General features: G+C 55.4%; 13 protein-coding genes. 2 read left to right on the plus strand and 11 right to left on the minus strand.

Going from position 1 to position 20,802, the window contains the following annotated elements:
* Positions 1-37: 37 nt before the first annotated feature.
* The gene (locus tag ACYVAD_RS10435) at positions 38-295 is read left to right on the plus strand and encodes a BPTI/Kunitz domain-containing protein (RefSeq protein ID WP_461139426.1); all 258 of its coding nucleotides are present in this window, start codon (positions 38-40) and stop codon (positions 293-295) included.
* An 88-nt stretch (positions 296-383) separates the two neighbouring features.
* Here ACYVAD_RS10435 and ACYVAD_RS10440 read toward each other — a convergent pair whose 3' ends face one another.
* From ACYVAD_RS10440 to ACYVAD_RS10490, 11 genes are all read right to left on the minus strand, one after another.
* Positions 384-1,535 (minus strand): glycoside hydrolase family 88/105 protein, encoded by a 1,152-nt coding sequence (locus ACYVAD_RS10440; RefSeq protein ID WP_461139427.1) that lies wholly within the window; start codon positions 1,533-1,535, stop codon positions 384-386.
* A gap of 305 nt (positions 1,536-1,840) precedes the next feature.
* Positions 1,841-2,605 carry an SDR family NAD(P)-dependent oxidoreductase gene (locus tag ACYVAD_RS10445; protein WP_461139560.1) on the minus strand — a complete coding sequence of 255 codons (765 nt, stop codon included), beginning with the start codon at positions 2,603-2,605 and terminating at the stop codon, positions 1,841-1,843.
* A 15-nt stretch (positions 2,606-2,620) separates the two neighbouring features.
* On the minus strand, positions 2,621-3,760 hold the full coding sequence (locus tag ACYVAD_RS10450) for a DUF4861 family protein (protein ID WP_461139428.1): 1,140 nt from the start codon (positions 3,758-3,760) through the stop codon (positions 2,621-2,623).
* Between the two features lie 2 nt (positions 3,761-3,762).
* Positions 3,763-4,629 carry a 5-dehydro-4-deoxy-D-glucuronate isomerase gene (gene kduI / locus ACYVAD_RS10455; RefSeq protein WP_461139429.1) on the minus strand — a complete coding sequence of 289 codons (867 nt, stop codon included), beginning with the start codon at positions 4,627-4,629 and terminating at the stop codon, positions 3,763-3,765.
* Positions 4,630-4,652: 23 nt separating this feature from the next.
* The gene (locus ACYVAD_RS10460; protein WP_461139430.1) at positions 4,653-6,929 is read right to left on the minus strand and encodes an alpha-L-rhamnosidase-related protein; all 2,277 of its coding nucleotides are present in this window, start codon (positions 6,927-6,929) and stop codon (positions 4,653-4,655) included.
* Between the two features lie 15 nt (positions 6,930-6,944).
* On the minus strand, positions 6,945-8,204 hold the full coding sequence (locus ACYVAD_RS10465) for a DUF2264 domain-containing protein (RefSeq protein ID WP_461139431.1): 1,260 nt from the start codon (positions 8,202-8,204) through the stop codon (positions 6,945-6,947).
* Between the two features lie 154 nt (positions 8,205-8,358).
* Positions 8,359-9,525 (minus strand): glycoside hydrolase family 88/105 protein, encoded by a 1,167-nt coding sequence (locus ACYVAD_RS10470; protein ID WP_461139432.1) that lies wholly within the window; start codon positions 9,523-9,525, stop codon positions 8,359-8,361.
* A complete protein-coding gene (locus tag ACYVAD_RS10475; RefSeq protein WP_461139433.1) occupies positions 9,513-10,508 on the minus strand; it encodes a glycoside hydrolase family 43 protein in 996 nt (331 codons plus the stop codon). Before ACYVAD_RS10475 ends, ACYVAD_RS10470 begins: the two co-directional genes overlap by 13 nt.
* Positions 10,509-10,553: 45 nt before the next feature.
* The gene (locus tag ACYVAD_RS10480) at positions 10,554-11,426 is read right to left on the minus strand and encodes a glycoside hydrolase family 16 protein (protein WP_461139434.1); all 873 of its coding nucleotides are present in this window, start codon (positions 11,424-11,426) and stop codon (positions 10,554-10,556) included.
* 55 nt (positions 11,427-11,481) lie between these two features.
* Positions 11,482-13,113 (minus strand): RagB/SusD family nutrient uptake outer membrane protein, encoded by a 1,632-nt coding sequence (locus ACYVAD_RS10485; RefSeq protein ID WP_461139435.1) that lies wholly within the window; start codon positions 13,111-13,113, stop codon positions 11,482-11,484.
* Positions 13,114-13,171: 58 nt separating this feature from the next.
* Positions 13,172-16,237, minus strand: coding sequence for a SusC/RagA family TonB-linked outer membrane protein (locus ACYVAD_RS10490; RefSeq protein ID WP_461139436.1), 3,066 nt, complete (start codon positions 16,235-16,237; stop codon positions 13,172-13,174).
* A gap of 338 nt (positions 16,238-16,575) precedes the next feature.
* On the opposite strand from ACYVAD_RS10490, the gene ACYVAD_RS10495 reads away from it, so the two are divergent.
* A complete protein-coding gene (locus tag ACYVAD_RS10495) occupies positions 16,576-20,784 on the plus strand; it encodes a hybrid sensor histidine kinase/response regulator transcription factor (RefSeq protein WP_461139437.1) in 4,209 nt (1,402 codons plus the stop codon).
* Positions 20,785-20,802: the final 18 nt, after the last annotated feature.

A 20,802-nucleotide genomic window follows, 5' to 3' on the forward strand; every position in this document is an offset into this window, starting at 1 on the left:
GCCGTGTTTGAGGAATCCTGTTTAGAAAGGCTTCTTTATGCGACCACGGCTATTACTTCGTTTTCTGCTTAGTTCATCAATACTCGCGTTGGGAACGATTGGCTGCGAGCGGGACTGTGCCAGTTCGGCCAGATGCCAGCTCGACCCCGATAGTGGTGTCTGCTTGGCCTATATGCCCCGCTTCTATTACGACAAAACCGAAAAGCGCTGTAAGGAATTTGTCTACGGCGGTTGTGGCGGCACCGTACCCTTCGAGACCCTGACCCAGTGTCAGGAATGTGAGTGTGGGAGATAAGGAGGAAGCAGGAGAGGAGGAAAGCAGGAAAGGAGTTACTACCCCAAGACTTCCTTTCCTCCTCTTCTGCTTTTCTGCCTTTCTCCTTTTACTTAAGTTTAATTACCTCCGAACCAGCCAATAGAAACGCGCCGGTGCCGTAGACTTCCCAACTATTGGAGTTGAAATTTCGGCGGGGATCGGCACCGATGGGCTGCACCCAGCCGACCCGACCCTCATCCGACACCAGTTTGTTCAGTGCCACCCAGGCCTTCCGAACGGCGGGCAGGTATTTGTCTTTCGGAAGAATTCCGTTATTGATGCCCCAGGCCAGCGCGTAGCAGTCGAAACCTGAACCACTCGCTTCGCCACCCGGATATGCATCGGGGTCGAGTAGGCTGGCGCGCCACAAACCGTCGGGCTGTTGCAGACCTAGTAGGCGTTCGCTCATTTGCTTATATAACGTTACGTAGAAATCCCGCTGGGGATAGTTGGCCGGTAGTTCGTTGAGCACCAGTACCAGACCGCCCATAACCCAGCCGTTGCCTCGCGACCAGAAGACCTTCTGGCCGTTACTTTCTTTCTTGCCACTACCGTCGGCGCTGACCAGATACGATCCATCCCGCGCGAACAGGTGCTCCTGCGTGTTGTACAAACGATCGTACGTTTGTCGAAATAGGCTGTCGTTCAATTTATTGTACCAGTTCTCGTTCAACGTGCGACCCAGACCGGTCAACACGGGAGGAGCCATAAACAAGGCATCGCACCACCACCAAGTAATACCATTTTTTTGCACCTCCCGACCCGGTGTGGTGCGGAGTTTCTGCACCGTGTCGATCGTTGGCTGGATCATCCGCCGGTCTTTTTTGAGCCGGTACAGGTTAAGGTAGGTCTGGCAGATGGCAATGTCGTCGGCGTGGTCGTACCGACGGCCGGGTTGCCAGCCGGTGCGGTTACCCATTGCCATCAGCGAATCCATTAGCAGGGGCGACTTGGTGGTTTGGTAAGCCGCGAATACACCCGAATAAAACGCTCCGTTCGTCCAGTCGGTCGTGGCGTGTTTGGGATGGTTCAACTGCCAGGTGGCGGCTTTAATCAGCGTTTCTTTGATATAAGCAGGCTTGAAATAAGCCTTGTCATCGGGGAATTTGTCGCCGTAAACACGGCTGCTGGGGTGGGGGCGAGTAAAACCGAAGAGGGTACAGGCTAGCACACCCAGGAGAGCCAGGTGGGAGCTGTGACGTAGTTGTTTTGTCGTCATCGTGTAGAGGTTCGTTTTCAGCAGGAATAGTCCAGGCAACTAAAGGCGATTGACGCCCGCATTTTACTGACTGAGTATATGGCGGACTGGAGTACCCCCTTGTATTCCACCTCAGTTTAGGGGCCGACCGTGGTGCGACCACCTCCTGCCCCCTCCTAAAACAGGAGGGGGATTAAACGAATATCTCTGGGGGGGGCTGTTTTAGGAGGGGCTATGCGGGGCGGCCCGTGCCAGTGGTCAGTGCCAACTTCCTATCCAATAGCAGTCGCTCTTTCGCTCATTCACACTTTCGCTCTTTGAAGTCATTAGCGTCCCATCCAGCCGCCGTCGACGGTTAGGATTGTACCGTGAACGTAACGGGACGCATCCGACGCTAGAAACACGATTGGCCCTTTGAAATCGTCGGGTTCTCCCCAGCGCCCCGCCGGAATTCGTCCCAGAATGGCCTGGCTCCGTATTGGGTCCGCCCGTAGTGCTTCCGTGTTGTCCGTCGAAATGTAGCCGGGCGCAATGGCGTTGACGTTAACGCCCTGGCCCGCCCATTCATTGGCGAACGCTTTAGTCAGGCTACCGATGGCTCCTTTGCTGGCGGCATAACCGGGTACGTTGATGCCCCCCTGAAACGTGAGCAGCGACGCCGTGAAAATAACCTTGCCGCTGCCCCGTGCTATCATATCTCGACCAATGTCACGAGTCAGCAGAAATTGTGCGGTCTGATTGATCGCAATGACCTCGTCCCAGTACTCGTCCGAGTGCTCGGCGGCCGGCTGGCGCAGGATGGTGCCAGCGTTGTTGACCAGAATATCGATGACGGGGTGATTCTGTTTTACCTGCCGGATGAAGGCGTTCAGGGAATCCCGCTTTCCAAAATCGGCCTGATAGGCGAAGAATGTCCGGCCACGCGCTTCAACGGACTGGGCTACGGCGCTGCCGGCCAATTCCTGACTGGCTGAAACGCCGATGATATCGGCCCCGGCTTCGGCCAGTGCCTCGGCCATCGCTTTGCCGATGCCGCGTTTGCAACCCGTCACCAAGGCCGTTTTACCGGCTAACGAGAACGTTGATAAAATTGAATCCATGATTGGTTAGTTGCCTGCTTTTTTGGGCAGGACAGTGATACGTAACGGCTGTTTCTGCTGAGCCGCGAACTGATTGAGATAGGCGAACCAGTCGGCGCTGGACGTAATGCGTCCCGCTTTGTCCCAGGCGCCACCGGTGTAATAGATCAGATCATCGCTGGATTTGGCGGTTAGCCGGGCCAGAGCGTGGTTATACTTATGTAGCATCGAAACGGGGGCTTTCGGGAAAACGCAGCCAACGCCAATAGTGCCGTCGTTGCCGTGTTTCGGTTCCCAATAACCCAGCACGCCGTTTTTCTCGTCCTGTAATAACGGACTTGATTCCGACCGGAGAGAAATGCCGACAACCATTGGTAAAGGCTTTGGGGACGTATGTTCGATGTGAACCTGCACGCGGCTGAGCTGTGCTCCGGCATCCAGCGAGACCGTACGTACCTCTCGCACCGTAACGCCTTCGAACGTGTACGGATCAAACGTAACGCGAAACGTAGACCGAAGTGGGCCGTTATCCAGGATTTCCCAGGAACGGTAATTATGCACGAACTGGATGGAATCGTTTAGAAAAACGCCGATGTCGCCCGCGCCGAGGGTGAGTCCGACGTGGTAATAGTCCAGCCCTTCGCCGTGGTCTTTATGATAATCGTCCTGTTTGTACCACTTGTCCAGCACTAGTTCGTTGGTCCGTTTGGCCCAGATGTCGGTGCCGTAGGCATTGTCGGAACGACCATTCAGGGCCGCCCCGTAAATACGAAACGCTACGTTGTCATTCTCCCAGGCAAAGTCGTCGAAGCGTTCGGGTACGTAGCGGCAGTACGTTTTTGCTTTTACGGGCGCTGGCGTGCCTTTGCGCAACATAAGCCGAACCGATTGCTTGGGGGCCAGGCTGAGCTGCACGAGCAGGTTCTGCACGGGTTTCTGTCCCCGGTGTTCCAACTGATACGGTACCTCCTGGCCATCGCTGATCTGCACAACCAACTGGCTGGTGTCCACTTGTGGGTAGGCTTTCAGGACGGTCGCCCACGGAATATCAACGACGGTTTGCGTCAGCGACGCCGAACCAGGGTTAATCACTTGGATTGGGGACGACGACTGGGCCAGCAGAGAGCCGCTCAGGCCCAGTAGGTACGCGAAAAGAAAGAACTTCATGGTTAGCGTAGATCGGTGATGGGACAGAAATCCATGTCGCCGTAATCAAGATTTTCGCCGGCCATGCCCCAGATAAAGGTGTAATTCGACGTGCCAGCTCCGGAGTGAATCGACCAGTTTGGCGAAATAACGGCCTGCTCGTTCTGTATCCAGATGTGGCGGGTTTCCTGCGGCTGGCCCATAAAATGACAAACGGCCTGCCCTTCGGGCACTTCGAAATAGAAATAAACCTCCATGCGCCGGTCGTGGGTGTGGGCGGGCATGGTGTTCCAGACGCTGCCTGGTTTCAGCTCGGTCATGCCCATCTGGAGCTGGCAGGTCGGAAGGACCTTATTAATCAGCATCTGGTTGATAGTGCGGTGGTTGGCCGTTTCCAGCGTGCCCAGTTCGAGTTTGTTGGCATCGGCCCGGGAAACTTTCCGGCTTGGGTAATTCGTGTGGGCGGGGGTGGAGTTGAGGTAGAATTTTGCGGGGGCGTTGGCATCCACGGAGGAGAACGTTACGTTTTGAGTACCCTGGCCAATGTAAAGCGCTTCCTTGTAATCTAGCTCATACGTAACGCCGTCGGCCACCACCTGCCCCGCGCCACCAACGTTGATCATGCCCAGCTCCCGGCGTTCGAGAAAATAAGCCGCTTTCAACTGGTCGGGTGCTTCGAGCGTGATAGGGCCAGCCACGGGCATAACGCCCCCGGTTAGGTACCGGTCGAAGAACGATAGCGTCCAGTTAACCTGATCGGCCGTAAAGAGATTCTCGATCAAAAAATTCTGACGGAGCTGGTCGGTGTTCATGCTCTTTACTTCGGTTGGTGACGAAGCATAGCGGCTGTCAAAAGTCGTCATGGTAATCAGGTTTTGTGTCTTTGTCATGATTGTCTACGTAATATCCTGTATTAAAATACCTCAAATTCGTGGAGACCGGCGCCCACAGCGGCAATTTTCCAGAAGTTGCCCTCGGCAGTGACCTTAACAAGTTTTCCCTCCTGCCGAACCCGATCCTTGGCCGTTTTCCGGGGCAGATACACCACGCCATTTGTGTTGCCCGGCAGGGTGACCCGCAGCCGGAAGCGGCCGGGTTGGTTGTCGAACGAGACCGCGATGGATCCGCGCAGGGTAGCTACCTGCAAAGAGGCCTGCCGCAACGTGTCGGGCTGGGGTTTGATCTGAACCGTTTCAAAAGCGGGCGTCAGCGGTTCGACGCCCATCAGCTTCCGGACGATGATATTGGCCGGAGCCGCTCCCCAGGCGTGGTTCCAATCCTGGTTGGGTTTGTAGCGGGTGTCCCAGGCTTCGGTGGTCATGGTCGATCCGGTACGAATCATGTTGTACCAACTCCGCTCAGCCGTCGAGTTCATCAGCGCCAGCCCGTAGGCCGACTCGTGGGCGTTGTAGAGCGCATCGAGCAGGAACTGGGAGCCGTAAACGCTGCACGCCATACCCCGCGACCGGATGTGCGCCAGTACGTTCGACTGGTGTTTCGGGGAAACCAGGTCAAACGCCAGTGCCATCATGTTGGCGTGCAATGACGCGTGGTCGGTGCCATCCCCGTCGCGGATCAGGCCGGTTTTGGGGTCGAGAAAAGTCAATTCGAAGGCTTTCTTCACCTGAGCCGCCCGATTGGTAAAAAACGTAGCGTCGTCGGTTTTGCCCAGTTGTTTCGCCAGTTTCGCCATAAACACCAGCCCCTGGTAATGAAAGGCGTTGACCACGGCGTTATAATCCCGGAAAACAAAGCCATCTGTTTCGCCTGCTTCTTTTTTGCCCAAGCCTAAAACGCCCTGCTGCGGCCAGTCGACAATATCCTGGATGGTGGGCCGCCCGTCGAACGTCGTGTAGTGAATAGACTGTTTAAACTCGGGCGTCTGCAAACCGGTGCGCGTGCTGATCAGCCCGTCCGGCCGGGCCAGCGGTAGCAGGAGCTTGGCTTTCAGGTCGGGATACAGGGCGTCAACTGTGCGCGAATCGCCGGAGTAGAGGTAGTCGTACCAGGCAATCAGGACGTTCTGCAACGACCACTCGGTTGGCCAGGTTGCGTGGAAAACCAAGTAATTCAGCGATCGTTTGGCGATGGTGTATTCGGCGTCGGTGGCGTAATGGGAGAGTTGATTGATCAGCGCATCAGCCTCGTACGGAATCCGCTCGCGATCGCCGTCGACGTAGTATCCCGTAAATGTGGTGGCTTTGATGGTGTGTTTGCAAATATCCCAGACCTGATTCAGCACCGAGTCCGAGCTAACAAACGTCGTAGCGTCCTCATCGAACGGATAGTTGACCGTTTCGCGCACCAGCTGCTCGACGCGCCCCGTGCTGTTCGACATGTCCACATCAACGTAACGGAACGGCAGCACCTCGCCGATGTAATCGGGCATCAAAATAGCTTTGGGGCCGGTATTGCGCGGATCGGACTTGAACTGGACCGCGTAGCGTTGTTTCCCCCGCTGAAGTGGCAGCACAATTCGGCGGTACCGTAGCGTGCCAGCGGGTTTGGTATTGACGTAACCGTCGGGTGTCAGTGCTTCGCCGACGTGCATGACCAACGTATCGTGGTCGGACTGGGCCGATGCCGTAACGGAAATCTGCCCAAAGGCATCGTTGCCGAAGTCGTATAACATGCGTCGGCCGGGTAAGGAGCGCTGCTCTTTGGTGCGCTCTTCGGTTTTTACCAGCGGATAAAATGGCGTTTCATAATCGGTGAGCCTGGGGGCCGTGCGAAACGCTTTTATCGCGGAGACATCGCTCGCTGTCTGCTGCTCGTTCCAGGTTTTGACCCTCCAGAAGTAGATCCGGTCCGCAGCCAGCCGGAGCGTAGCTGGTAATTGCACCCCCACACTTTGGTTGCTCAGTACCTTTCCCGAATCCCAGACATCGCCCACGTTTGCCTGACTATTCTTGCGGGATGAGCTGAGAATGAGCTGGTACGCTGTCTGACGACTACTGGCTGCTGTGTCGGGCAAAATCCAGCTAAACGAAGGACGAGCGCTGCGAATCAGGGCCAGCTGCCCCGTAAACTTCGCCGAATCGGCCGCGTCGAGCGACCAATTCGTTAAAAAACCATTGCTCCACACCCGGTCGGTATGGAGCAATAAATCCGTACGCAGGGCCGTCGGCGCCGTCTGGGCCGTGACCGCCTGAGCGATTAGGAAAAACAAAACAAAAAAAAGATGCCGCATGAACCGGTTGGTCGATTAGCGCAAATCCACGCTGTGGTCGTGCGGAAAATCGTCTCCGCCCCAAATTTTCTGTGAACTCCACTTCGCTGGCGCATCGGCCCAGAACGGATCGGTGGCAGGAAGGCCGAGCGGCAGAAAGATGTTCGTGGCAATATACAAACTACCCTGGTTGTTGTAAAAATCAGCCAGATCAGGTTGCGAACCGTGCAGCCCGATGGTGAGCCAGCCGTTCTGGTAGGTAGATGGGCTTTCCAGCGTCCTTTTGATTACCGCCGTCAGGGCACAGCGCACCTGCGCCGGGGTCAGTTGCTCGGGCAACGTTTTCCGCCAGGCCATGTCGGCCAGGTGCTGAAAAACGGCTCCCCGGTACACAATGGAACGGCCCGTGGCGGGATACGTACCGTCGGTGTTGATAAGCCGCTCCTGAATGACGGCATAGCGGTCGTTTCGCTTGTTGATCTTGTCGATCATGCCCTTGTAAGCGTTCGTTTTTTTGCTAATAATTTCCGTGATGGCGGTTAAGTAGGGGTGAATGACATAGCTGTTGTAATAATCATAAGCGTACGACGGCCCGTCTGAATACATACCATCGCCAACGTACCACTGCTCAAGCTGCTGGAGCGCGTAATCCACCCGCATGGGATCCCACTCGTAGCCGTATTGGGCAAAGAAGGCTTCGGTCATAGCTGCGAATAACAGCCAGTTGGAAAAGACGGGTTTGAACTGGCGGGTGCTTTTCAGCGCCTTGGCCAGCAACGCCTGATCGGGTTTGCTTAGATGCTCCCATAGCCAGGGTGCTCGGGTAAAGGCGAGTGCGATGTAGGACGCGTCGACGAGCTGCTGCCCGCCAATGTTAAAATACATGTAGTCTTTGGCCGTCGAGTCCAGTGCATGGTGCACCCCGTCGAGCGCCCACTGCCGGTACTGGTTTCGCAGGGCTACTTCCTCGGCGCTGCCGCCTTCGCCCTGGAGCCAGGGGGCAATCCCGCTCAGTACCCGACCCAGCACTTCGACGTATTGGACCTGTATCCGGTGGTCTTTGTTGTCAATCCGCTTGGAGACCACTTTCGGCATCACGATGCGCAGGCTATCGTGGGCAAGACTTGACATCACTGGTCTGACCATCTTGTCCATCTCGGTCAGCCAGAACTGCCGGTCGGAAATAGTAGGAGCGGGGGGCTTTTTGGACGTTTTTTTCTTCTGGGCAAAACCGACTCCGGTCGATAGACCGAGGAGCAGGCCGATGCCCAGCAGGCGTAAACTGATTCGTTTCATCAAGGAATGGGTATTGATTATCGGAGGTGTTTGTCATCCCGACGGCAGGAGGGATCTTCGCTAGCAGGCGGCTTTCAACGCTCTTGCCGAAGATCCCTCCTGGCGTCGGGATGACGAAAACGGGGAAAATAGAATGGCAAAAAGGATACAGCGATCACTTCCGCTTGCTCACGCCCTTTTTCTCCAAAAAGCGGTACATCTCGCAGCCAGCCACGAGGAAGGCACCGACGCCAAAGTTAGTCGTTGATTTGGCGTTGACGACTTGCCCTGGAATAGCTTTCTCTCCGATGGGTTGAACGTAACCCACGGCTCCGTCGGGTTGTAGCGCAACGGTTGACAGATACGTCCACCCCTTCTGGGCGGCAGGTAGATATATCTTCCGGTCCAGGTAGCCGTTGTTGATGCCCCACAACAAGCCGTACGTAAAGAAGGCCGTGCCACTGGTTTCGGGGCCGGGGGCGTGGGCCGGATCGAGCATGCTGCGGGTCCAGTAGCCGTCGGCCTGCTGGGCAGGCAGGATCGCTTCGGCCATACCGGTAAATTTCGCTACGTACTCGGCACGGTGCGGATCGTTTCTGGGCAGGTCTTTCAGCACTTTGGCTAGTCCGGCAAAAACCCAGCCATCACCCCGCGCCCAGAAATCCTTCTGCCCGTTGGCACTCTTGTGCTTAGGATAGACATACTTCGCATCGCGGTAATACAGCTTCACGTCGCGGTCATACATAATGCTGTTGGCGTAGGTGAAGTACTCGTGCAGCTTGTCCAGGTACTGCTTGTCGCCGGTCAGTTTATAAAGCTTAGTCATGACCGGCATCACCATGTAGAGCCCATCGGCCCACCACCAGTAGTCGTTCCGGTCGGTGCTCATTTCGTACTTCATTACTTCCTTGGCACGGGTAATCCGTTCGGGCTCCGGCTTCAGATTGTAAAGGTCGATGTACGTCTGGAAGCAGATCTGCCAGTCGCCAAACAGGACGTAATCATCGGTTTCACCGTAGGAATATTTCCAGTTGGCTTTATCGTCGGACTTGGCACCCTTCCATTGGTTGTGTTCGGCCCAGGCTTCGGAGTACGCCCGGTACGCATCATTTTTAGTCAGAAAATACGCTTCCATATTACCCGTGTGGTAGGCCGCGTTATCCCAGAACGCTCGTCCGTGGGTGGGATTGGTGGTCTGCCAGTGGTCGTTGACGCGCTGAATCGTTTCCAGCACCGCAGCCGCCGTTGGCTGTGGCTGAGCCTGTAGCGTGGACGTGACGAATAGGAGAAAGAAGCCAATGGGACGAAAGAACTGCATAATCTGGGTGCTCAGTTTGTCCATTGGTTTAGGGTCCAGGTATCCACCCATTTCACTACGGGCTGGTTGTTCTCAAAGGTGATCGGTAACCACAGATACCGGCTATCCATCAAATCTTTTGGGTTCCACTTGTCGGCAATAAAGATAAACGCGTCTTTCTTGCCCTGAACTGGCTGAATGTATGTCGACTGGCCGCCAAAAGTTTTATCCGCCAAAGGACCTTGCATGGGATCGCCAACCGGTTTCCAGGGGCCGAACAGCGACTGCGCTACGTGCATACTGGCCTGATTGGGTGCCCAGCCGGTGCAGCCGCTGGTAATCATGTAGTATTGACCGTCTTTCTTGAACAGGGCGGGGGCCTCCTGATGTTTACTGAACAGCAACGTATCTTCTTTACTGGCCGACAGGTAATCGTCGGAGAGTTTAGTAATGCGCAGGTCGTAGTTCTCGCGGGCCGAATAGATGTGATAGGCCGAGCCGTCATCGTCCACGAACAGGGTCATGTCCCGCGACATGTGGCCATTGGGTCGGAAGCTGTTAACGTAGCGGTATGGTCCCGTCACCTTGTCGCTGACGGCCACGCCAGCCCGGGCGGCTTTGTAGCCCTGCCCCGGTAGTTCGAGGTGAAACCACATGACGTATTGCTTTGTCGTCGGGTTGTAAATGACCTTCGGCCGTTCCATCAGACCGCCCACGGCAATTTCACTCTGTGGATCCGTCGATTTGGCCAGCGCCATGCCTTCGGCCTTCCAGTTGTAGAGGTCTTTGGAGGAATAGACGTTGATACCTTCCGAGGCCGACTGTCCCCGTTTTTCCCCAAACCAGTAGTAGGTTCCGTTCTGGTACAGCAGTCCCCCGCCGTGGGCATTGATGAGGTCGCCATTCTGGTCGTACCAGCGTTCGCCGGGTTTGAATGCGGTTTGTTTGGCGGGTGTCGATTGCGCCTGAACGGTCAGCATACCAATCCCAAGCAACAGACTCAAACAAGTTGAGCGTACGATGTTCATTGAATAAAGCAGTTGAAAAGTGTCTGAAAATTATTTCTTAACGAGCTACCGTTGATAGACTCGAACGTAATCGATTTCGAAACGTCGGGGAAAGGTGGTTTTGCTGGGATCACCGCCATTATCGCCACCCAGGGCCAGATTGAGCAGTATGTAATGCGGTTGTTTGAACGGATTAGTCCCGGGACCATTCTGGTTGATAGTTTCCCGGAGCGGCACGCTGTTCAGGAGCTGGTCATCGACGTAAAGCCGGATGCCTGTTTCGTCCCAGTCCATGCGCCAGACGTGAAATTTACTGGCCCAGGCGGGGTCGTTGAACGACGCAATAGGTTTCTTGGTTGTGCGCCACTCCGCTTTGTAGCGTTGGTTCGTGCCCCAGGCTACATTGGCTAGCAGGTCGTTCCGGTAATACTCCATGATGTCGATTTCTCCGTTAGACGGCCACTCGCCCGATACCCCCAGCGTCCAGAAGGCGGGCCACATACCGGGGCTGATGTCAATACGTCCCCGCATTTCGAATCGGCCGTACTGCCACTGGTGCAGCCCATTCGTGTTCAGGCTGGATGATGTGTAGTCGATGGTTTTCCGCTGCGTACGCCAGTCTCCGCCCGTGGCCTGGTACGTCGGATTAGGCTTTTGTTCCCGGCGGGCTTCGATAATGAGCAGGCCGTCGGCGCAGCGGGCATTATCGGTCTGGTACCACTGGTCTTCGTGGTTCCGGGCGAAGCCTTTTTCAAACTGCCAGTTCGTAGGGTTGGGCGCACCCGGTTTGTTGAACTCATCCGACCAGACCAATTTCCAGGTTGTGTCTGATTTGGGTTTGGTTGCTTTGCCTCCCGATCGAACTGATTGGCAGTACCCAAGAAGCGGTACCACGTAAAGAACGAACGAGCTAACAAAGAGAAGACGGAAAAAAGCCATAGTGAGCAAACGAAAAGGGTGTCGCACCGAATAAGCACGACACCCTGAAAAGTTACTAGTATCCTGGATTCTGCGCCAGTACGGCGTCTTTATTCAATTGAATCTCGTTCAGCGGAATCGGCATGAGCAGGTGCGTATTGCTGACACCCGTCATCCGGTTAACGGCGCTGTTGCTGTTCAGGCGCGTTGCCCGGTCGACCAGCGTTTTGGTGCGCATAAGCGTCATTCGCCGGTTTTCTTCGCCGATCAGCTCGCGTGCCCGCTCGTCCAGAATGAAATCCAGTGTCATATCCGATGCGGCTACTTTGCCCACCGCTGGATAAGCCGGGAAGGCCCGTTCGCGTAGGGCGTTGATGCTGGTGGCAGCCGCTTCCAGTTTACCCTGTTTGAACTGTGCTTCGGCCAGCAGCAGGTACGTTTCGCCGAGTCGCATCAGGATAAAATCTTTGATCATGGCGTACCCGAACGTATCGTTGGGGTCAAACTGGTACCACTTGGTGGTGTGCGGAGCGATGTTGAATAACGTATCTGTGCCCGTGTACGGAACCGGCTTGCCGAAGGTCGCCGATTTCGTTGGATCGTTATAAACGTAACGACGGCGGATGCTGTACTGCGAATTGCGAATATCACCCTGCTTGTAGAGACTGTACAGGACCCAGTTGCTCAGCCGCAATCGGCCCAGCGCCCGGCCGCCCGTTGAATCGGAGAGCGCCATGCCCTGTACGTTGTGGTAAGCCGCGCCCCACACCCGACGTTGCTGCGGGTTGTCGGTGATACCGCCCACAACCGTTGCTGGGTTTTCCTGTTCCAGCACCCAGATGGCTTCGGTATTGCCCTGTACCCGGCGTTGGTTGCCGTAGACGAACATATCCGAGTAGTAGTCGCCTGCGCCACCGGACCGGAGACCGTAGCGATTCTTAATCAGCTTGAAGCGACCGCTGCTGACGATGCTTTGCAGCTGGGTTTCGGCCAGGTCGGGCTTACCCATTCGCAGGTAGGCTTCGGCCAGTAATTGCATAGCCATGAATTTGTTGGCCCGGCCGTAGAGTTTTCCTTTCGAGTTTGACTTTACGCTTTCGATGTCGGGTAGATTCGCTACGGCAAACGTCAGGTCGTCGACGATCTGTTTGTCTACGTCGGCCAGCGGTGCCCGTACGAAATCCGTCTTGGGACCCGTGAGCGCCTGAGTAATCAGAGGGACTCCACCAAAGCAGGTCGCCAGGTTGTTGTAGGCGTAACCCCGGAAGAACTTAGCCTCGGCGCTGATACGGGCTTTGCCCCCTGCGCTGATGCTCGTTAGGGTAGACGCTTCGGTTCCATTGATGATCGTATTCGTGAGGTTGATCATAATGTAGTTCCGATCCCAGGTACGGGCCGCTGCCCCATCAGTAGGCGTCAGTTGCGCGTAGTTGTAGTACGGAATCTCGACACCTTCCTGGTTCGCCGTGGCGTTGGCTACGTCGGTACCTACCTGCCAGACGCTGGGCCAGCCCTGGCGGGCCGACCAGGAGAAATACGTACTGGTGTGGTTGTATAGGCCGACCAGCGAGGCTTCGAAACCCAGCGAGTCGTTCAGCGTCAGGGGGGTGTAGGCCGAGTACGGTTTTTCTTCCAGAAAGGTATCCTTACAGGCCGTAGCTGTGGCCAGGACCGAGACGGATAAGGCTATTTTTAAGTATGTTTTCATTCGTATAAAGAGCGAAAGTGTGAAAGAGCGTTTCTTCTGGCTCGTTTGCTCACATTCATTAGCGCAGGCTGATGTTGAGGCCACCGACGAAGGAGCGTGTAACCGGATAGTTGTTCGTCCAGCTGGTGTTCGGGTCACTACCATTAGATTGTGTTCCCCGAGATTGTTGTACTGCTTCGGGGTCCCAGCCAATCCAGTTGGTGAAGGTGTACAGGTTCCGACCGCTGACGTATACCGTCAGGCTGCCCAGTCCCAGTTTGTCCAGCAGCTTGGGCGCCAGAACGTAGCTCAGCGTTACGTCCTTAATGCGTGTAAAGCTGGCATCCGACGCATAGCCGTAGCCCCGAGGGTTTTTGAAGGCCAGCGATGGGCGGGTACTGCTCATGTTCTCGACGGTCCAGTACCCAACGTCGACAGGAGTGTTCCGTTTGCCGGTTTCATCGGCGTAGGTCAGGTCGGCGTTGTTGCGGGTCACTCCCTGTACGGTCTGGATGAAGACGCTCAGGTTGATGTTCTTGTAGTGGAACGTGTTGGTGAGACCCCCCGTCCATTTTGGAGCCGTCTGGCCCAGAATCATCCGGTCGCCGTCGGGCGTAATCTTGCCGTCGCCGTTCAGGTCGGCGAATTTCAGATCACCAGCTACCGAACCGGGGTCCTGCGCGGCTGCGCTCTCGCCGTTCTGCCATACCCCCGCCAGCTTGTAATCGTAGATCACGCTGATGGGCTGACCAATGAACCAGCGGTTACCCAGGTCGTCTTTCTTGTCGCCGTACAGGTCCAGAATCCGGTTGCGGTTGGACGCAAAAACGACAGTGCTTTCCCAGCCGAAGTCGCCACGGGCTACGTTACGTGTGTTCAGCGTTACTTCTACCCCTGTATTCGAGGTTTCGCCCAGGTTGTCATACACGTTGTAGTACCCAGTAATGATGGGCAAACTCCGCAGCAGCAGTAGCCCTTTGGTTTGGTTCTGGTACACGTCGATGCTACCGTTGATGCGGTTGCTGAAGAAGCCAAAGTCAAGACCAACGTTCTTGCTCAGCGTCGTTTCCCACTGAAGGTTGTTGTTGCCCAGGTTGCCGGGGAACGCGCCGATGGTGCTGACGCCATTGAACGGCGAACGGCCTACGTTGTTGGTCGTGATGGTCCGGTAGACGCTGATGGCTTCGTTCCCCGACTGACCGTACGACAACCGCAGTTTCAGATTGGTAACGGCCGGGATGTCTTTCATGAACGCTTCGTTGCTGATATTCCAGCCGAGGGCGGCCGACGGGAATAAGCCATACTTGGACGTATTGGACCCGAACACCGACGAACCATCACGCCGGGCGGTTAGTGTGAACAGATAGCGGCTGTCGTACGAGTAGTTGATCCGGCCCATCTGTGAGTTCAGCGCGTAGCGGTCGGCGTAGGAGTTACTGGTCTGGGTAGCTCCGGCGCCCAGATTGTTGAACGACAACTGATCGTTGACGAAACCTATGGCGTTCGCCGTCGAGGAGTTATATCTCCGCTGCTGCGCGCTGTACAGACCTGTTAAGTCGATATGGTGCTTGCCGAAATCCTTGGCGTACGACAGGATGTTCTCCAGCGTAAAGCTGTTGGTTTCCGAGAAGAACGTATTGGCCGTACCCAGCAGATCGTTGGCTGGCCGACCGGTGTAGCTGGCCGTCCGCGATGGAATGAACGAGTAACCGATGTTCATCCGGTATTTCAGGCCCGACAGCTTGTTCGGCAGTTTCAATTCCAGGTAGCCGTTGCCGTTCAGGTTGGTACTACGATCAATCCGGTCGGTTGTTAGCCCCAGCATCGGGTTGGTGTAGAGCTGCTCCGGAAACATCGGGTAGATGGTGTACGTACCATCGGCGTTGTACTCCTGCCCGTACGGACTCATGGCCGTGGCGTTGAGCAGATTGGCCCGGCCTCCGTCGCGGTTGTTGTTGGCGATAAAGAGCGAGGTGCCAATCGTCAGGTAATCCGTTACGTTAATGTCCAGGTTGGAGCGGAAGCTGGTCCGTTTGTACTGGTAACCTTTGATGACGCCCTTCTGGTCGAGTATCTCGCCCGAGACAAAGTAGCGCACGTTGGGGCCACCGCCCGATATGCTCAGGTTGTGATCCTGTAGGATACCGGTCTGCGTCGCTTCCTTCAACCAGTCGGTGGTGATACCCGCGTTATAATTCGCCAGCTCGTTGAAGTTAGGGACCGGATTGACCAGTTTCTGACCGGTTTGGGTAAGCCAGTCTTTGTACTTCTGCACGTATTCCTCGCCGTCGCGGGGCCGCAGGATGTGCGCAAAATTCTCCACCCCGACGTAATTGTTGTAGCGGATCGTGGGTTTGCCCGTGCTGCCCCGCTTGGTCGTAATTAGGATAACCCCGTTGGCCCCGTTGGTCCCGTAAATCGCTACCGCCGATGCATCCTTCAGAATTTCCATCGACTCGATGTCGTTGGGGTTAATGTCGCTGATGGAGCCGCCGGTTTTGCTGAGTGGAATCCCGTCGACGACGACGTACGGACCCGAGTTAGCGTTAATCGAGTTTTGGCCCCGGATGACGGTCGAGGGCGTCGCGCCGGGTACCGACGACGACTGGGTGATGTTCACCCCGGCTACCGAACCCTGAATGGCCTGAAGGACGTTCGTGACGGGCAGCTGCGATAAACGAGCTTTGGGAACCGATGCCACGGCTCCCGTAATGTCGGAACGTTTCTGCGTACCGTACCCAACGACGACCACTTCGTTCAGTGACTTAGAATCGCCCTGAAGCTGGACGTTGACCGTAGTTTGATTGCCAATGGCAACTTCCTGCAATTGGTAACCGATGTACGAGAAGATCAGTACGGGATCTTTGGTACCATCGGGAATGCGGATCGTATAGCCCCCGTTCGCGTCCGTATTGGTACCGATCGACGTACCTTTAAGCGCGACGCTGGCGCCGGGTAGGGCACCCCCTTTTTCGTCAGTCACCTTACCCACAACGGTGATAACTGCTGGTGCAACAGCTACCGGCGAGAAGGAAGTCGCACGAATAGTGAGGGGGGGACGAGTCGGATTAGTATCCGGCCGTAGCGACACCGCAAATACTCCGTGGAGAGGGAGCAGTGTGCCGCAAACGAGTAACCATTTCATTTTCATAGAGAGAGGGGTAGAGCTTTGTTTATTTGGCTATTTGGTTGACTAAGATGTTCTGGTTCTTTAAATTTTTAATTGGAATAGTGCAAAATTAGAGAAGGTGTGCGCCGATGGTGGGGTTGGTTTTCGTCAATTAAAGGGGGTATTTTCGTAGCACCGAAATTTTCTGATCGCTATCTGTTATTGACTATTGATAAATAAGTGACTGACTGATAGTGAGTTGTTGGTAAGTTGTTTGCGGAATGCTGGTCAATTGGTGATTAGAGGTGAGACGATATAAGGATCGCGGCTGGATGAATAGTATTTTCTGTCGAACAATTAGTTGGTTTTCAATCATGCTCCTGCCGTTACTGGGTCATGGGCAGCAAAAGCCGGACGAGTACCGGTTTGAGCACATCACCGTGAACGAAGGTTTGTCGCACAGCGATGTCATGTGCAGCGTCGAGGACAGGGCGGGTTTTGTCTGGATTGGTACCAACAACGGAATTGATCGCTACGATGGATACGAGCTGAAAAACTACCAGATGCCCGTTAATCCCCTGAATGGCTTGTCGGGAAATCGCATCCGAGCGATGCTGCTGGACCAGGCTGGCCGGATCTGGGTAGGGGCCGAGAGTGCTGGTCTCAGCCTATTCGACGCGGAGCACGGTCGTTTTGTAAACAGTAGTCAGCGGGTAAGACCCACCGCCGATCCGAAACTGGTGCAACTACTGGCCCAAACGGACGTAACCAGCCTGACGGTGGATCGGAAAGGTCGGATCTGGGCGGGAACACCTAGGCAAGGAATATTCAGGCTGACCCTTGACGGTCAAGGCTGGGTGACGCACATTGCCTGGATTCAGATACCCTCTAGTCCTGAGCGTTCGTACCGGGTAACGGATATGGTGGCGGATAGCGAGGGTAAAATCTGGATCGCTACGCTGGGCAATGGCCTTTGTTACGTTGATGCGTCAGGCGAAGGGACGCAACTGCCCCGCGTCAATCGGGCACCGTTGTCCGCGACGGTCGTGCTGGCTCTGCACCTGGACCGGCGGGGTGATTTGTGGATTGGCACCAGCGATACCGTCTTCTGGGTGAGTAAAGCCAATCGGCGCGCCATTCGGCAATTGGATGCGCATCCGCTGCCTAAGTCCTATGAAGACATCGAATGTATATATCTGGATTCAGTTGGCCAGTTGTGGGTAGGTACCAATTTCGGCCTGTCGCTCTGGGAGGCTAACCGCGCCGGCCGAAAAACCGAAGCGGTGGAAGGGGATGCGTTGCCCGTTCGAGTCGATCAATCAAGAACATTTCTGCCCCTGGACAACAGTCCGTTCAGTATCAACTCGGGTCGTATTCACCAGATCTCAGAAAGCCGGTTTGGAGTCCTTTGGCTGGCGGCTTCGGCGGGTGGCCTCAATAAAGTCGATCTGCATCGGAAGCCCTTTGGCATTCTACGTCGGCAGCTGTCACAATCGCCGACGTTGCCCAATAATTACGTTAATGCCATCCTGAAAGACGAAAAAAGCAATACGCTCTGGATTGGTACCCGCAATGGATTCGCGGCCTATCAACTGTCCACGGGTACGTACCGAAATTTTATGAGTCGTTCGCTGCCGGGCAATGCGACGGGCGTTGACGTATCGGCCTTCTGTCAGGCGTCGGACGGGACGCTTTGGGTCGGTACCCGGTACAACCGGCTGGCTCTCCTGCGGAACAGCCCGACGCCGACCTACGCTCAGCTACCCGGATCGACCAGTGTGGAACGGATCGTTGAAGATCGTTTCGGCACCATTTGGGTCGCTACGTTCGAACTGGGGCTGCTGCGTTACGATCGCCAAGGGAAGCTGCTCCAGCAGTTTGGCCGTGAGGAGCTGCCCACCCGTCAGTTTACGAATCTGCTTTACGACAACACCAGCGACGTACTCTGGGCCAGTACTCGAGGGGCAGGGCTGTTGAAACTGCGCGTTACGCCCACGTCGCTGCAATTGCTGAAACAGTTTGCCCACGATCCCGCGAACAAAAGCAGTTTGTCCGTCAATTACACCTGGCCCTTGCTGAAAGATCGTCGCGGGGGGCTGTGGATCGGTACGATCGGAGGGGGACTAAATCACCTGACGACCAACGCACAGGGGCAGGACGTCATCCAACGCTATAACGACATAATCCCGCAGTCGAATGTGGAGAGCCTGCTGGAAGACGAAAACGGACAGTTGTGGATGGGCGGGGATGGTCTGGTTCGCTTCGATCCTAAAACCCGGCAGTTTTTGCGATACAACGAAGCCGATGGCCTACAAAGTAGTTCGTTTAAGGTTGGGGCTGCCTATCGCGCGGGCGACGGTACGCTTTACTTCGGCGGCATCAATGGTATTACGTATTTCCAGCCCCGGTTCCTACGCCCCAATCCGTATCCGCCCCTGGTTCGCTTTACGGACTTGCAGGTCTTCAATAAACAGGTTACAGTTGGCGAAACCGTCGACGGACGGGTGTTGCTGAAAAAACCACTAGATCAAATTGATCGGTTGATCATTAAAGCTGCGGAGAACGATTTTTCGATTGGTTTCGTCGGGCTGAATTACGTCAATCCGCAAAAACATACGTATGCCTACCAACTTGTGGGGTACAACAGCAATTGGGTGTACCCGACAAAAGGGCAACGGACGGCCAGTTTTGCCAACCTGCCGCCGGGCGACTACACACTGGCCGTCCGAGCCAGCAATGGCGAGGGGCGGTGGGCACCCGAACCGGCTACGCTGAATATTACGGTGTTGCCGCCCTGGTGGCGAACGGGATGGGCGTATCTACTGTATCTGGCAGTGGTGGTAGGGGCTTTTCTGCTGTACCAACGGATCACGGCCAAGCAACAGGAGCTGAAGAACAAACTGGCGTTGGAGCAATACAAGGTTGAAACCGAGAAAGAAGTGACCGATGCGCGGTTACGTTTCTTCACCAACGTCTCGCATGAACTCCGTACGCCACTAACGTTGATTTTGGGGCCGATGGAAGAACTGGCTTCTACGCCCGCCCCGCAATACGGCTTCCGGGACAAGATTATGATGATGCACCAGCAAACCCGCAAACTGCTGGATCTGGTCAACCAACTGCTTGATTTTCGGAAGGTGGAGTCGGGACACGTATCGCTGCAAGCCAGCCGAAGTGACGTACTACCGTTCCTGACCGAACTCTTTCTGATCTTCAGATTGAAAGCTGAAGAATGCCGGATTGAGTACACACTGGAAGCGCCGACGGAGCCCATTATGCTCTACTTCGACCGGAGTAAGCTGGAAATCGTCCTGACCAACCTGATGTCGAATGCCTTTAAATATACGCCGGAGGGCGGCAGGGTACGGCTCCAGCTCGCAGTAGTGGGGAATACGGAGAAACCAGCGCATCGGGTGGAAAATAAGCTGGTAGACAACTACCTGCAACTAACGGTGCGCGACTGGGGCGTTGGTATGCAGACGGACGAGCTTGACAAAATCTTTGATCCCTATTACCAGGCCTCACACACGGATACGTTACGTATGATGGGTACCGGTATCGGTTTGTCGCTGGTAAAACAGTTTGTTGAAGCGCACACGGGCGAAATTACGGTACAGAGCGAAGTTGGACAGGGGACGACATTTACTATCCGGCTCCCGCTTGGGCACGCCCACCTGACACCCGCCGAGATTCGTGAGGAAACCCCCGCCGTGGTCGTTGATGCAGCCTCATTTCCTGACACAGCCACCGAGGCTGAAACGCAGTCGGCCGCCGAAACCAGTTTAGGGCCGGCAGGGCGTTTGCTGCTGGTGGAAGATAACGATGAACTTCGCCAATATTTGCAACAACTCTTTACGTCGACCTATGACGTTTTTGTTGCCGTTGATGGGGTAGAGGGCTGGCAGAAAACGCAGGAAATCCTGCCCGATCTGGTCATCAGCGACGTAATGATGCCCCGCAGCGACGGACTTGAGCTATGCAAAAAGATAAAGGAACATCCCAAAACGCTCCATATCCCGGTAGTACTGCTGACGGCGCGGGTGGCAGCTGTTCAGGAAGTAGAAGGGCTGGAATCCGGAGCCGATGAGTACATGGCGAAGCCGTTCAACCCTCGAATTCTGTACGCTAAAATTGGGACTATGCTGCAGAGCCGGAACCGTTTGAAGGAGTATTATCACCGTCAGATCCTACTGGAGCCGACCCAGGTGGTGATACCGGATGAAGAACGGCAACTGCTGGATAAAGCGATGAACCTCGTCGAGCAGAATCTGACGAATCCTGAATTTAACGTACCCCTGCTGGTGCGCGAAATGGGCATGAGTCAGTCAGCCTTCTACCGGCAGTTGAAAGCCATCACGGGGCAGTCGGTTATCGAGTTTATTCGCGACGTGCGTATGAAACGTGCCGCCCAGTTGCTGACCGACAGCAATCTGCGTGTATCCGAAATTGCCGAGCAGGTGGGTATTGATGATCTGAAACACTTCCGGAAAACGTTTCAGGGCGTCTATAACGTATCACCTTCCGAGTACGCCCGCCAGCACCGGGTTCCGACCAGACCAGTGGCTGAAGCGTACGATTCTTGACAAAAGGCTCAACGATGA

Source organism: Spirosoma pomorum, assembly GCF_054776615.1.